Source organism: Methylocystis sp. Sn-Cys (assembly GCF_016745395.1).
GTDB lineage: Bacteria > Pseudomonadota > Alphaproteobacteria > Rhizobiales > Beijerinckiaceae > Methylocystis > Methylocystis iwaonis.
This window is the reverse complement of record NZ_JAERVJ010000004.1, coordinates 99310-114268: the sequence shown is the minus strand read 5'-3', so window position 1 is coordinate 114268 and position 14959 is coordinate 99310. Positions and strand designations below refer to the sequence as shown.

The 14959-nt window shown below is 63.5% G+C and carries 11 protein-coding genes; 6 read left to right on the top strand and 5 right to left on the bottom strand.

Translation table 11 applies throughout. The features are described from left to right. Positions 1–11 precede the first annotated feature (11 nt). Together JJT62_RS09915 and JJT62_RS09910 are read right to left on the bottom strand one after the other, a co-directional pair. Complete coding sequence (locus JJT62_RS09915) at positions 12–1532, bottom strand: DEAD/DEAH box helicase (RefSeq protein ID WP_202072564.1); 1521 nt, start codon at positions 1530–1532, stop codon at positions 12–14. A gap of 271 nt (positions 1533–1803) precedes the next feature. Next, a complete protein-coding gene (locus tag JJT62_RS09910) occupies positions 1804–2013 on the bottom strand; it encodes a hypothetical protein (protein WP_202072563.1) in 210 nt (69 codons plus the stop codon). 337 nt (positions 2014–2350) lie between these two features. Here JJT62_RS09910 and clpS point away from each other — a divergent pair, with 337 nt between their 5' ends. From clpS to JJT62_RS09890, 4 genes are all read left to right on the top strand, one after another. Next, positions 2351–2806, top strand: a complete 456-nt coding sequence (gene clpS, locus JJT62_RS09905; RefSeq protein WP_370568522.1) for an ATP-dependent Clp protease adapter ClpS — start codon at positions 2351–2353, stop codon at positions 2804–2806. Between the two features lie 15 nt (positions 2807–2821). Continuing rightward, positions 2822–5254, top strand: a complete 2433-nt coding sequence (gene clpA, locus JJT62_RS09900; RefSeq protein ID WP_202072562.1) for an ATP-dependent Clp protease ATP-binding subunit ClpA — start codon at positions 2822–2824, stop codon at positions 5252–5254. A gap of 257 nt (positions 5255–5511) precedes the next feature. Then, positions 5512–6678 carry a glycosyltransferase family 4 protein gene (locus JJT62_RS09895; protein ID WP_202072561.1) on the top strand — a complete coding sequence of 389 codons (1167 nt, stop codon included), beginning with the start codon at positions 5512–5514 and terminating at the stop codon, positions 6676–6678. Positions 6679–6690: 12 nt separating this feature from the next. Next, positions 6691–7962, top strand: a complete 1272-nt coding sequence (locus tag JJT62_RS09890) for an O-antigen ligase (RefSeq protein WP_202072560.1) — start codon at positions 6691–6693, stop codon at positions 7960–7962. On the opposite strand, the gene uvrA is transcribed toward JJT62_RS09890, so the two are convergent. From uvrA to JJT62_RS09875, 3 genes are all read right to left on the bottom strand, one after another. Beyond that, positions 7919–10921 carry an excinuclease ABC subunit UvrA gene (gene uvrA, locus JJT62_RS09885; RefSeq protein ID WP_202072559.1) on the bottom strand — a complete coding sequence of 1001 codons (3003 nt, stop codon included), beginning with the start codon at positions 10919–10921 and terminating at the stop codon, positions 7919–7921. The genes JJT62_RS09890 and uvrA overlap by 44 nt on opposite strands. Before the next feature lie 114 nt (positions 10922–11035). Beyond that, on the bottom strand, positions 11036–11443 hold the full coding sequence (locus JJT62_RS09880) for a hypothetical protein (protein WP_202072558.1): 408 nt from the start codon (positions 11441–11443) through the stop codon (positions 11036–11038). A gap of 280 nt (positions 11444–11723) precedes the next feature. Continuing rightward, entirely contained in the window at positions 11724–12677 is a 954-nt protein-coding gene (locus JJT62_RS09875) for a TIGR00266 family protein (protein ID WP_202072557.1), read from the bottom strand. A gap of 127 nt (positions 12678–12804) precedes the next feature. Between JJT62_RS09875 and dctA the strand changes: the two genes are divergently transcribed. Further along, positions 12805–14067, top strand: coding sequence for a C4-dicarboxylate transporter DctA (gene dctA / locus JJT62_RS09870; RefSeq protein WP_202072556.1), 1263 nt, complete (start codon positions 12805–12807; stop codon positions 14065–14067). 282 nt (positions 14068–14349) lie between these two features. Next, complete coding sequence (ssb, locus tag JJT62_RS09865; RefSeq protein WP_202072555.1) at positions 14350–14871, top strand: single-stranded DNA-binding protein; 522 nt, start codon at positions 14350–14352, stop codon at positions 14869–14871. Positions 14872–14959 lie beyond the last annotated feature (88 nt).

The following is a 14959-nucleotide window of genomic DNA, read 5'->3' as shown; positions in this document are numbered from 1 at the left end:
GGATGAGGGCCTTACTCCTCCACCACCTTCGCCGGCCGCAGCGTCACCGGCCGCAGCAGGAACGACGGCACATGGTCGCCGAGGCCAATGACGGGCGGGCCGTCGTCCTCATGATGGCGGCGCGGGCGCCGGTCGCGGCGATCGTCCATTTGCGGACGCGGGCGCGTCGGTTCGGCGTCCGGACGCCGGGGCGCATGCGCCGGGCGGCCCATGGCCACCGGACCTTCGGCTTCGACCCGTTCGACCCGTTCAACGCGCGCCGGACGCTCGGTCCGCTCCGCACGCTCGCCGCGCTCGGCCCTGCTGCGGCCGCGCTCCGCCCCACGCTCGCGGCGCCCGCCGCGTTCGCTTCTGCCGCCGCGGCGATGCTCATGCCCGTGCGACGTCTCCATGGGCGGCGGCAGCTCGTTGAAGCCCGGCCCTTCCCAGTCGATCGCCTTGCCGATCAGGCTCTGGATCTGATCGACATATTTGGCGTCGTCCTCGGTGGCGATCGTGATCGCAACGCCCGAGCGGCCCGCGCGGCCTGTGCGGCCAATTCGATGCACATAATCTTCGCTGTGCGTCGGCACGTCGAAATTGAAGACGTGGCTGACGTCCGGAATATCCAGGCCGCGCGCTGCGACATCCGAGCAGACCAGCAGCGACACGTCGCCGGTCTTGAAGGCGTCGAGCGAGGCCATGCGGGCGAGCTGGTCCATGTCGCCATGCAGCGCGCCGACCGAGAAGCCGTGCTTCGCAAGCGAGCGATGCAGGATCGCCACGTCGCGCTTGCGGTTGCAGAAGATGATCGCGTTCTTGAGGTTTTCGGCGCCGCGGATGAGATTGCGCAGCGTTTCGCGCTTGTCGGCGTGGCCATGCGAGGCGACGAGCGCCTGGCGGATGGTCGAGGCCGTGGTGGAGGCGCGGGCGACCTCGATCCTGACCGGATTATGCAGGAAGGCCTCGGTGAGGCGGGTGATCTCCGGCGGCATGGTCGCCGAGAAAAAGAGCGTCTGGCGGGTAAAGGGAACGAGCTTGCAGACGCGCTCGATGTCGGGGATGAAGCCCATGTCGAGCATGCGGTCGGCTTCGTCGATGACGAGAATCTCGATGCCTGTCAGCAGCAGCTTGCCGCGGTCGAAGAAGTCGAGGAGACGTCCGGGCGTCGCGATCAGCACGTCCGCGCCGCGCATGATCTTGGCTTCCTGATCGCCGAAGGCGACGCCGCCAATGAGCAACGCGACGTTGAGCTTATGTTGGGAGCCGTATTTATTGAAGCTTTCCTCGACCTGCGCCGCCAGCTCGCGGGTGGGTTCGAGAATCAGCGTCCGGGGCATTCGGGCCCGGGCGCGGCCCTGTTCGAGGCGGCTGAGCATCGGCAGGGTGAAGGCGGCAGTTTTGCCGGTGCCGGTCTGGGCGATGCCGAGGATGTCACGGCCTTGAAGCGCCGGCGGTATGGCCTGCGCCTGGATGGGCGTCGGATTGGCGTAGCCTGCCGCTTGCACAGCCGCGAGAACCTTTTCCGAAAGGCCCAATTCGTTGAATGTCATCAATTATCCTGGTTACGGCTTACGAGAGCGGGAGGCCGCTGCGCGCCAGCCGATCGAAAAGCGCGCAAGATGTCCTGAGAGAGGGCGCCGTCATCGCCGCGAGGACGGAAGAGCTCGCTTACCATCGCCGCAAAGGAGCGGGGGCGAGAGCCTCAGCCGCATGCTTGGAGAACAAATGGGCAGATGTCAATGAATTTGCGAGCCCTCGGACGAATTTTCTCGGTCATGGCCGCGACAAACCGAGCAATTTCATAAAAAAACTGCCCAAGAATTATCTTTTTGGCTGCTCGGCGCCGCCGCAAGGCGAGACCGGCGCCGGCCCGGGCAAGGGAATCGTCGCCGTGGTCACGCCGTCGACGCCCACGCTCCGCACGATCGAATAGGCCTGCGCCGGCGGCGGCTCGAGATTGCGCGCCACATTGCGCATGGATCGCTCATAGGCAAGCCTTGAAAACTCGTCGCTATCGACGAGTTTCGACATGAGCTTGGCTCCCACGACGCTGCAAAAAAAGGCAACGGCGGCGACAGCGGCGAAGTTCCGGAAAGATCCGCTCCAGGAGAATGACCGGGCGGTATCGTTTTTGTCGAATCTGGACATGGAAGCGCCTGTTTAGGATCGCGCCCTTCTTTGCCGCGATATGGTAAATATCCCGTTCACGACTGCCTTTGGCCAGCCGGGCGGCTCCTTGCCTCTTGCCAAGGCCCTCACGAAGCAGAATGCTGTGAGGGATCGCGCCCCCGCCTTCGATTTTTGTTCGAGCGGCCGCGGCAAAGAAATTGCTCCATGCGCCCCTGAAAGACCATTTCATGGGACCTACATGGAAAGGACCGGGGACGAGACGGACGTGGCGGCGTTGACATCTATCCAAACCCAACAGGCGACTTCCCGGCCGGGCCAAGCCCCTTTTCGGGGCGGCAAGCCGCTGGGCTTGCCTCTGAGGGCCGGCAAAGAGCCAAAGAAATCAGGCGACGGCGGTTCCGCTGGCACGGCGCTCATCACGCGCACCCGCCAGCAGACGCGCCGTCCGAATATGTACCGGGTATTGTTGCTCAATGACGATTATACGACACAAGAGTTCGTTGTGATCGTTCTGCGTAAATACTTCAACAAATCCGTCGAGGAAGCTACGCGCATCATGCTGCACGTCCACAACCATGGCGTCGGCGAATGCGGTGTCTACACCTATGAAGTCGCCGAAACGAAGGTCACCCAAGTGATGGATTTCGCAAGGAAGCATCAGCATCCTTTGCAGTGCATCATGGAGAAAAAATAGAGAGGCTCGCAGCATATGCCGACGTTCTCGCGCAATCTGAAACAGACCCTGGACCGCGCCCTCGCCTCCGCGCGCGAGCGTCATCACGAATACGCCACCCTCGAACATCTGCTGCTAAGCCTGATAGAGGACGCCGACGCCTCGGCCGTGCTGCGGGCCTGCTCCGTCGATCTCGAGCTGCTGGCCAAAAATCTGCGCGACTACATCGACCGGGAACTCGACAATCTGGTCAATGAGGACGCCGATGAGTGCAAGCCGACCGCCGGTTTTCAGCGGGTTGTCCAGCGCGCCATTATCAGCGTGCAATCCTCCGGGCGCGAGGATGTGAGCGGCGCAAATGTGCTCGTGGCGCTCTTCGCCGAGCGCGAGAGCCACGCCGTCTACTTCCTGCAGGAGCAGGATATGACGCGCTACGACGCCGTGAACTACATCAGCCACGGCATCGCCAAGCGCCCCGGCCTTTCGGACCAGACCCGCGCCCCGCGCGGCGTCGAGGAGGATGGCGAACGCTCGGAAGGGCGCGAGAGCCGCGACGGCGAGAGCCGTAAGAAAGAAGGCGCGCTCGAGGCCTATTGCGTCAATCTGAATAAGAAAGCGCGCGACGGCCGCATCGACCCGCTGATCGGCCGCGAGGCCGAGGTTCTGCGCACGATTCAGGTCCTCTGCCGCCGCCACAAGAACAATCCGCTCCTCGTCGGCGACCCCGGCGTCGGCAAGACCGCGATCGCCGAAGGCTTGGCGCGCAAGATCATCCAGGGCGAAGTTCCGGACGTGCTGGGCAACGCCACGGTCTTTGCGCTGGATATGGGCGCCCTGCTCGCCGGCACGCGCTACCGCGGCGATTTCGAGGAGCGCTTGAAGCAGGTCGTCAAAGAGATCGAGAACCACAAGGACGCGATCCTCTTCATCGACGAGATTCACACCGTCATCGGCGCCGGCGCCACCTCTGGCGGCGCCATGGACGCCTCCAATCTGTTGAAGCCCGCGCTCGCCCAGGGCGTGCTGCGCTGCATCGGCTCGACGACCTATAAGGAATACCGCCAGTATTTCGAAAAGGACCGCGCGCTCGTGCGTCGCTTCCAGAAGATCGACGTCAATGAGCCGTCGATCCCGGACGCCATTGAAATCATCAAGGGTCTGAAGCCCTATTTCGAAGAGTTCCACAAGATCCGCTACACCAATGACGCTTTGAAGGCGGCGGTGGAGCTTTCGGCCCGTTACATTCACGACCGTAAGCTTCCCGACAAAGCCATCGACGTGATCGACGAGACCGGCGCGGCGCAGATGCTGCTCGCCGAGAACAAGCGCAAGAAGACGATCGGCCTCAAAGAGATCGAGGCGACAATCGCCACCATGGCGCGCATCCCGCCCAAGACCGTCTCGAAGGACGACGCCGAAGTGCTCGCCCATCTCGACGAGACGCTGCGGCGCGTGGTCTACGGTCAGGAGAAGGCGATCGGCGCCCTCACCTCGGCGATCAAGCTCGCGCGCGCCGGCTTGCGCGACCAAGAGAAGCCGATCGGCTGCTATCTCTTCTCGGGCCCCACGGGCGTCGGCAAGACAGAGGCGGCGCGCCAACTCGCCACCTCGCTCGGCATCGAGCTCGTGCGCTTCGACATGTCGGAATATATGGAGCGGCACACGGTGAGCCGGCTTATCGGCGCGCCTCCCGGCTATGTCGGCTTCGACCAGGGCGGCCTGCTGACCGACGCGATCGACCAGCATCCGCATTGCGTCCTGCTGCTCGACGAGATCGAGAAGGCGCATCCCGACCTCTACAATATTATGCTGCAGGTCATGGACCACGGGAAGCTCACCGACCACAACGGCAAGACGATCGACTTCCGCAATGTCATTCTCATCATGACGACCAATGCGGGCGCGGCCGATCTCGCCCGCACGCCGATCGGCTTCACCCGCACCCGCGCCCATCTCGACGACAGCGAGGCGATCAACCGGCTGTTCGCGCCGGAATTCCGCAACCGGCTCGACGCGATCGTGCCCTTCGGCCATCTGCCGGTGGACGTCATCAAGCGCGTCGTCGACAAATTCATCATGCAGCTCGAGGCGCAGCTCGCCGACCGCAACGTCACTATCGAGCTCACCGATGAAGCGCGCGGCTGGCTCGTCGAGCACGGCTATGACGAAGCGATGGGCGCGCGGCCGATGTCCCGCGTCATCCATCAGTCGATCAAGACGCCGCTGGCCGACGAGGTGCTGTTCGGCCGCCTCAAGAATGGCGGCGCCGTGCGCGTGGTGGTCGTCGGCGACGACAAGGGCGAGAAGAAGCTCGGCTTCGTCTTCCCAGAAGGCCCGGTGCTGCCGCGTCCCGAGCGCGACATTATCGAAGCCGGCAAGAAGCGCGCGAGCGCCGACGAGCCGGAAGCGACGGCCGGTGGCCCCGAGTCGTCGGAACCCGATCAGAAGCCGGCTTCGGTGCGCAACTGAGGCTAGCTTGAGCGTCATCCCCGACGCTTCGCGTAAGCGAAGCGATCGGGGATCCAGAGCAGCGCCCGTGGTTTTGCTCTGGATCCCCAGCCCGTCGGGAATGGCAGGCTACTTAAATGGCAAAAATTCCTGTAGCGGCGCCCGATCCTCGGGCGCCGCTAACTTATTCTTAAGCAAGAAGCAAAATAGTCGCTTGGGGCGAAAATGGGCGACTCTGCTGAGCGGCGCGATAAAGCAGAGGGAAAAGGACATCCCTGGTGCAGCAGTCCGCGGAACATTCGGCAGCGCCGCTACGCATTGTGCATGTGTTTCGCGCCCCCGTGGGCGGCCTGTTTCGCCATGTGCTCGATCTGACGCGAGCGCAAATCGGACGCGGCCATGCGGTCGGTCTGATCGCGGACTCCACCACCGGCGGCGCGGCCGCTGAAAAACAATTCGCCGAACTGCTCCCCAAACTTTCTCTCGGCGTCATGCGCCTGCCGATCCATCGTTTGCCGCATCCCTCCGACCTTGGGGCCGCCATCGCGATCAACAAGCGCATCGCGGCGTTGAAGCCCGACGTCGTCCACGGCCATGGCTCGAAGGGCGGGGTTTATGCGCGCGCGAACGGCCTGTTCTCCGGGGATAATAGCCCCGTCCGCATCTACACGCCGCATGGCGGAAGCCTCAATTACGAGCCCGGCTCTCTCAGCCATCGCATCTTCATGGCGATGGAAGCCTTGCTCGCCACGCGCACCGACGCGCTGTTGTTCGAGAGCGCCTTTATCGCGTCCCGCTTCGAGGCGTTCGTCGGCAAGCCGAAGGGCCTCGCGCGCATCATTCCCAATGGCGTTTCCGAGGACGAATTCGCGCCCGTGCAACCGCGGGCGGACGCCGTGGATCTGCTTTATGTCGGCGAGCTGCGCGACGCCAAAGGCATCGACACGCTGATCGACGCCATGGTGTTGCTGGGTCGACGCGGCCTGACGCCGCGCCTTCTGCTGATCGGCGGCGGGCCAAATAGAGCTGCGCTCGAACGCCAGGCGCAAGAGGCCGGTCTGGCTGACAGGATCGTCTTCGGGAGCCCGCGGCCAGCGCGCGAGGCTTTCGCTTTGGGGCGCGCGATGGTCGTGCCGAGCCGCTTCGAATCCCTACCCTATATCGTGCTGGAAGCGGCGGCGGCGGGCGTTCCGCTCATTGCCACCAATGTAGGCGGCGTGCCGGAAATCTTCGGCCCCTATGCGGATCGCCTCATTCAACCCGACAACCCGGAAATCCTGGCGGACGCTCTCGCGCGGCTGCTCTCGCAACCGGCAGAGACGCTTCATGAGCAAGCGCGGGCGCTCTCGGCCTATGTCGCCTCGCGGTTTTCGGTCTCGCGCATGGTCGACGATGTTTTGCAAGGCTATCGCGACGCCATTGCGGCGCGGGCCGCAGGCCGCTGAGAGCCGCAACGGATGATAGACGCCGCCGCGCAAAAGACCGGCTTGGTCATCAACTACCAACGCCTCGTCGACGTCTCCGTCTTTATATTCGTGGCTTGCGGCGCCATCGCGATCATCGAGCCCTCGCCCTATGACTTCGCCTCGCTCGTCGCCATGCCGCTCTGGTTTCTCGGCGGCTTTTCGATCAACCGCAGCTTTCTCGTCTTCGCCTTTCTGATCATCGCCTATACGATGATGGGCTTTTTGGCGCTCATTCCCTATTGGGACAGCGCCGATTCATCACTCTACCAGTATCAGTCGGCCTATCTCGTTCTCACCGGCCTATTTTATGCGCTCTTCATGGGCAATGAAACGAACCGCCGCGTGAGTTTATGCCTCAACGCCTATATCGCCGGCGCACTGATCGCGTCGGTCGCCGGCATTCTCGGCTATTCCGGCATCCCCGGGTTTGGCGAAGGCGTCTTCCTGCATGCGGGCCGCGCCTCGGGCACCTTTAAAGACCCCAATGTTCTCGGCTCCTTTCTCGTGCTGCCGATCGTCGCTCTGGCGCATCGGCTGATTGTCGGACCAACGCGCAGCGTCATTCTCACCGGCGCGATGCTGCTCGTCGTATTCCTGGGCATGTTTCTGTCTTTCTCGCGCGGCTCTTATGGCGCGACGGTCGTCGCTTTCGTTCTGATGCTCGCCGCCGTCTTCGTCACCTCGACGGATAGGAAGATGAAACGAAGGATCGCGATGGCTGCGCTCGGCGCGGTGGCGATGATCGGCGTCGTGATCGCCGTGGTCCTCTCGGTCCCCGAGACAAGGGAATTCTTCTCCCAGCGCACCGCCGCCACGCAGGACTATGATGAAGGCTCCACCGGCCGTTTCGGCAATCAGCTCCGCTCGATCCCGATGCTGCTCGATCGCTTCATGGGCTTCGGGCCGCTGCGTTTCCGCCTTATTTTCGATCTCGAGCCGCATAATTCCTATGTCGGCGCCTTCGCCAACAATGGCTGGATCGGCGGCTTACTCTTCTTTCTACTTATCGGCGTGACGGCCTTCATCGGCTTGCGGCTGATGTTCACGCTCTCGCCCGCACAGCGTCAGGCGCAAGCCGTCGTGCCGGCGGCCATCGGCCTGTTCCTGCAAGGCTTCCAGATCGATGTCGACCACTGGCGCTTCGTCTTCTTCATGCTCGGCGCCGTCTGGGGCCTCGAAGCGCAGCGGCAGAGGTGGGCCTACCGAGGCCAGGAGCCCCTCACCCCACCTTCGCGCCCCGCCGCGCCGGTTTCTTCTCGCTGACGAGCGGGCGCCGCGCCATCACTTCCGCCAGATAGCGGCCGGTGTGGCTGCGCTTTTCCTTGATGATGTCGGCGGGCGGGCCCGCTGCGACGATCTCGCCGCCGCCGTCGCCGCCCTCCGGCCCCATGTCGATGATCCAATCGGCGGTCTTGATCACTTCCAGATTATGCTCGATCACGACGACCGTATTGCCCTGCTCCACAAGCTCGTGCAGCACTTCGAGCAGTTTCGCCACATCGTGGAAATGCAGGCCCGTCGTCGGCTCGTCGAGAATATAGAGCGTCCGGCCCGTTGAGCGGCGCGACAGCTCCTTCGACAGCTTGACGCGCTGCGCCTCGCCGCCCGAGAGCGTCGTCGCCTGCTGCCCGACATGGACATAGTCGAGGCCGACGCGCTTCAAGGTCTCCATCTTGTCGCGGATCGAGGGGACGGCCTTGAACAGCGTCGCCGCTTCCTCGACCGTCATGTCGAGCACGTCGGCGATCGACTTCTCGCGATATTTCACTTCCAGCGTTTCGCGGTCGTAGCGCTTGCCCTTGCAGACGTCGCAGGTGACGTAAACGTCGGGCAGGAAGTGCATCTCGATCTTGATGACGCCGTCGCCCTGACAGGCCTCGCAGCGCCCGCCCTTCACATTGAAGGAGAAACGTCCCGGCGCATAGCCGCGCGCCTTCGCCTCCGGCAGGCCGGCGAACCATTCGCGGATCGGCGTGAAGGCGCCCGTATAGGTCGCGGGATTGGAACGCGGCGTGCGGCCGATCGGCGACTGGTCGATGTCGATGATCTTGTCGATATGCTCCAGCCCTTCGAGCTGATCGAAAGGCGCGGCAACCTCATGGGCGTTGTTGAGGCGACGCGCGATTGCCTTGTAGAGCGTTTCGATCACGAGCGTCGACTTGCCGCCGCCGGAGACGCCCGTCACCGCAGTGAAAAGCCCCAGCGGAATTTGGGCGTCGACATCCTTGAGATTGTTGCCGCGCGCGCCGGAGAGCTTGAGCCAGCGCCCCGGCGTGGGCTTTCTCAGCTTGTGAACGAGACGCACCTGCTTCTCGCCGGTGAGATATTGGCCGGTCAACGAGACCGGATTGTCCATGATCTCCTGCGGCGTGCCCTGCGCCACGATCCGCCCGCCATGAATGCCGGCGCCGGGGCCGACGTCCACCACATAATCAGCGGCAAGTATCGCGTCCTCGTCATGCTCCACGACGATGACGCTGTTGCCGAGATTGCGCAGCCGGCGCAGCGTGTCGAGCAGACGGTCGTTATCGCGCTGATGCAGGCCGATCGACGGCTCATCGAGAACGTAAAGCACGCCGGTCAATCCCGAGCCGATCTGCGACGCGAGACGAATGCGCTGGCTTTCGCCGCCCGACAGCGTGCCGGAGTTGCGCGAGAGCGTCAGATAATCGAGACCCACATCGACGAGGAAGGTCAACCGCTCGCGAATTTCCTTCAGGATGCGGAAGGCGATCTCGTTCTTCTTTTTGTCGAGCTGGCCCGGGAGCTTGGTGAACCACTCCAGCGCCATGCGCACCGAGAGTTCGGACACCTCGCCGATATGCTTGCCGGCGATCTTCACCGCGAGCGCTTCCGGCTTCAGGCGGAAGCCTTCGCAGGCAAGACACGGCGTCGCCGACATAAAGCGCCCGATCTCCTCACGCGCCCATTCGCTGTCGGTTTCGAGAAACCGCCGCTCCAGATTGATGACGACGCCCTCGAAGGGCTTCTTCACGTCATAGGCGCGGAAGCCGTCCTCATACGAAAACTTGATCTCCTCCTTGCCGGAGCCGAAGAGAATGACGTTCCGCGCTTTCTCGGGCAGGTCCTCCCAAGCGCTGTCGAGGCGGAACTTGTAGTGCTTTCCCAGCGCTTCGAGCGTCTGCATGTAATAGGGCGAGGATGACTTCGCCCAGGGTGCGACGGCCCCTTTGCGCAGGGTCAGCTTGGGATTGGGCACGACGAGATCAGCGTCGACCTTCTGCTCGCAGCCAATGCCGCCGCAGGTCGGACAGGCGCCGAAAGGATTGTTGAAGGAGAAAAGCCGCGGCTCGATCTCAGGAATGGTGAAGCCCGACACCGGGCAGGCGAATTTCGACGAGAAGACGATGTGTCCCGGCGCGTAATGGGTCGATACATTTGCCGCCGCCTGCGCGAGTTCCGCGCTGGCTTTGCTGTCGGCGAATTCGATCACCGCCAGCCCGCCGGCGAGATCCAGCGCCGTCTCAAAACTATCGGCGAGGCGCGACGACATATCCTTGCGCACGACGATGCGATCGACGACCACGTCGATATCGTGCTTCAACTTCTTATCGAGCGGCGGCGCGTCGGCGATTTCGTAATAGGCGCCGTCGATCTTCAAGCGCTGAAAGCCGCGCCGGGTAAACTCCGCGATCTCTTTCTTATATTCGCCCTTGCGGCCGCGCACGACCGGCGCAAGCAGATAGAGCCGCGAGCTTTCCGGCAAAGCGAGCACGCGGTCGACCATCTGCGAGACCGTCTGGCTTTCGATCGGCAGGCCGGTGGCCGGCGAGTAAGGCACGCCCACGCGCGCCCAGAGCAGGCGCATATAGTCGTGGATTTCCGTCACCGTGCCCACGGTGGAGCGCGGATTCTTCGAGGTCGTCTTCTGCTCGATGGAAATGGCCGGCGACAGCCCGTCGATCTGATCGACGTCCGGCTTCTGCATCATCTCCAGAAATTGGCGGGCGTAGGCCGAGAGCGACTCGACATAGCGCCGCTGCCCCTCGGCATAGATGGTGTCGAAGGCGAGCGAGGATTTGCCGGAGCCCGATAGCCCCGTGAACACCACGAATTTGTCGCGGGGGATCGTCAAGTCGACGTTTTTGAGATTGTGCTCGCGGGCGCCTCGGATGGAGATGGTCTTTTCGTCGGCCGCACGTCTGGCGGCGTCGAAAGTCTTCTCTAGGGTCTGCGCGGATTTCTTGCTGGTGCTCGCCATTTGCCGAAGGCTGGTAGAAACGCGGGAAACGTCAATCTAAGCGCTGCCGGGGACAAACGCCACTTGTTGCGTTGCGAAAATCGCGGGCGATGCGCAGGGCCCGGCCCAAAGGGGTCAATGGACGCGCAGCGTCCAGTTGTATTTCGCCGGGCGGTCGTTCGCGTCGCGGGACATCATGGAGGCGCCATAGGACAATTTGAGCGTGTACGTCCCTGTTTCCGGCAGGGTGTAGGGGCCCAATTCGAGCTCGTCCGTGCCGTCCCCGCTGGGAAAAACTAAAATTTTATGCGCGATTGCTTCGCCCTGCAGGGTTGCAGCCTGACCGGCGCGGGCTTCGAACTTCGCCGCACAGCCCGGCTTGGTGGGTGACAATACGCATGAGAACGAAATTTTGTCAGAGCCCCGCTTCATCTTCAAAATAAGCGGGCATTTTTCGCTGCCGGGCTGGCAGCTGGTGCCGTAAGCCGCGCCGGAGAAGAAAACGCCGACGCCCAACGCCAATATTAGATTGATGTGTTTCATTTGGGCCTCAAACGGGTGAGTAAAAAAAACCGTTCATAATTTGCTTCGTCGATCGGGCTCGCCCAGCCAAACTTCCCCTAGAGGGCCACCATATGCACACCGCGTCACGGCCGTGCTTGTCCCGGCTACCCACGCCGCGCAAACCACAGCGGCCGCTGGGCCTACATCGACGCCCAGCCTGAACGTTATCATTCGCGACCACGCGTCCGGTTGGGCTGTGCCCCTCGGCGTGGGTGGCCGGGACGAGCCCGGCCATGACGGCCCCAAGGTAAGGCGGTCGTCAAGCATCGTCGCCGCCGGACCCCGACGAGTCGCCCCAGGAGCCGAAAGACGATGAGTCCCCCGACGATCCGCCGGAGCCCCCGCCCCAGCTATGGCCAACGCCCACCTCGGCATGCGCGGGCGCGCGAGAGAGGATTTGCCCGGCAAGCCGCGAAACCGGCATGGATTGCAGCCAGACATGACCCGGCCCGATCAGCCGCGCGAAAAAGAAGCCCTCGCCGCCAAAGATCATGGATTTGATCCCGCCCACGGGCACGACATCGAAGTCTACCGTCGCGGTCTGCGCGACGAGGCAACCGGCGTCGACGTGAATCTCCTCCCCCGGCGCGAGCTCGCGCTCCACCACCATGCCGCCGGCGTGGACAAAGACCCAGTCCTGCCCGGCGAGGCGCTGCATGATAAAGCCCTCGCCGCCGAAAAGCCCGGTCATGATCTTCTTTTGAAAGGCCACGTCGATCTTCACGCCCTGCGCGGCGGCAAGGAAGGTCTCGCGCTGGCAGAACAATTCGCCGCCATAGCGGTCGAGACGCAGCGCCAGGATCTTGCCCGGATAGGGCGCGGAAAAGGCGACGCGCGCCGGGCCGCCGCTCACATTGGCGAAACGCGTCATAAACAAGGTGGCGCCCGAGAGCACCCGCTTGGCGCCGCCGAGGAGCTTGCCGAAGAAGCCGGTATTCTGCGGCTCGCTCCCATCGCCGAAGATGGTCTCCATGACGACCGCCGCATCCTTGAACATCATCTGGCCGGCCTCGGCGATCATGGCTTCGCCGGGACGCAGCTCGGCTTCGAGGAACTGCAGCTCATGGCCCTTGATCTCGAAGGCGAGGCCCTCGCCGGCCTGCGGCGCCGGCGCCGCAGCGCTCCACTGCGTCAGACCGCCGCCCCCGAGAAAGGAGCCGCCGCCCTGGATGCCCTGCCCGAGAAATGAGGTCTCATTATCGCCCGCGCTCATGCGCTCCTCCCCTTGGAATCCGGCTGAATCTTAGCGACGCTCCCGCCTGCGAACAATCTTCCAACGTGGACGCAAACGGATTTTGCCGCCATAAGCGCGGCCAATAGAGGCTTCGCCGGAGACCGGCATGAAAAAACCCCTTCACCACCTGCTCTATGTCCAGGTCCTCGCAGCGATCGCGCTCGGGGCGCTGTTCGGCTGGCTCGCGCCGGAAATCGCTGCCGCCGACTGGGTGAAGGCGCTCGGCGATGGTTTCGTGAAGCTCATCAAAATGGCGATCGCGCCGATCATCTTCTGCACGGTGGTGTCCGGCGTCTCTCATATCGAAGACGCCAAGAAAGTCGGCCGCGTCGGCGTCAAGGCGCTCCTCTATTTCGAGATCGTCTCGACTTTTGCGCTGGCGATCGGGCTTCTGGTCGGCAATCTGCTGCAGCCCGGCGCGGGTTTCGCCGGCAAGCCCGACGCGGCGGCGGTCTCGAAATATACCGAAGCCGCCGCCAAGCACAGCGGCGTCGAGTTTCTCCTCGACATCATCCCGGAGAGCGCCATCGGCGCCTTCGCCAAGGGCGATATTCTGCAGGTGCTGCTTTTCTCCCTGCTCTTCGGCTTTGCATTGCTGTCGCTCGGCGAGAAAGGGCGGCCCATGCGCCATTGGGTCGACGACGCCGGCCACGCCATGTTCGCGCTCATCGGCATCGTGATGAAGGCCGCGCCCATCGGCGCCTTCGGCGCCATGGCCTATACGGTCGGAAAATACGGCTCGGCGGCGCTTCTGTCGCTCGGCGGCCTGATCGGCGCTTTTTACCTGACGTCGGCGCTTTTTGTCGCCATCGTGCTCGGCGTCATCGCGGCGGCGGTGGGCTTCAACATCTTCCGTTTTCTGGTCTTTCTCAAAGACGAGCTTTTGATCGTGCTGGGCACGTCGTCTTCCGAGAGCGCCCTGCCCGCCTTGATGGAGAAGCTCCGGCGCCTCGGCTGCTCCCAATCGGTCGTCGGCCTCGTCGTGCCGATGGGCTACAGCTTCAATCTCGACGGCACGAATATCTATATGACGCTGACGAGCCTGTTCATCGCGCGGGCCATGGGCGTCGAGCTGGATTTCGCCCATCAGGCGACGATCCTTGTCGTCGCCATGCTGACGTCCAAGGGCGCGAGCGGCGTCTCCGGCGCGGGCTTCGTGACGCTGGCCGCGACGCTCACCGCCGTCGATCCGTCGCTGGCGCCGGGCATGTCCTTCGTGCTGGGGATCGACAAATTCATGAGCGAATGCCGCGCGCTGACCAATTTCATCGGCAATGGCGTGGCGACGATTGTGGTTTCGGCCTGGGAGGGCGAACTCGATCGGGAGAAGCTGGCGGTGGAGCTGGCGCCCTCATCCGACCCCTGCTGACGCAGGGGCCACCTTCTCCCGTAAACGGGAGAAGGGAGAGCCGTCCATTTCGGATCACAAATTTTTCAACGCGTCTCCTTCTCCCGCGCGCGGGAGAAGGTGGCCCTCGCGTGAGCGAGGGTCGGATGAGGGCGCTTGCGCCGACGCTTCCCGGATGCTAGAACAAAAAAAGAACATAAGCCCGGCGGCGCCGACGCATCAACTGTGGACAAATGATTCCCGCGCGCGAGATAGGCAAACCGTTGCACTAGAGTGCTCCGCAGAAAGCAAGTGGAGAGAGACATGGCGGGTAGCGTGAACAAGGTCATTCTGGTCGGCAATCTGGGCCGCGATCCGGAAGTCCGGACCTTCCCGTCAGGCGACCGCGTCGTTTCCTTCTCGCTCGCGACCACCGAGTCCTGGCGCGACAAGAGCACAGGCGAGCGCAAGGACCGCACCGAGTGGCACAATGTCCAGATCTTCAACGAGGCTCTGGGCAGGATCGCCGAGCAATATTGCCGCAAGGGCGCCAAGATCTATCTCGAGGGCCAGCTCCAGACCCGCGAATATACGGACAAGGACGGCAATCAGCGTCGCGTGACCGAAGTCGTCGTGCCGCGTTTCCGGGGCGAGATGACGCTGCTCGACAGCAAGGGCGGCGGCCGCGGCGAAGGCGATTACGAAGGCGGCGGCTATGGCCAGAGCGGCGGCGGCTCCTTCGGCCGCTCCTCGCCCATGGAGCGCGCGCCCGCCGAGCGCCGGCCGGCTCCGCCCGCGGGCGGCGGTCGCCTTTCCGACCAGCTCGACGACGATATTCCGTTCTGAGCCGCTAAGAGCGATGCGGAGAAAGGGCGCGGTATTGCCTCGCGCCTTCCTTTGATATAGCAGGGCTTACGCGGCGCCGCGCCGCCAT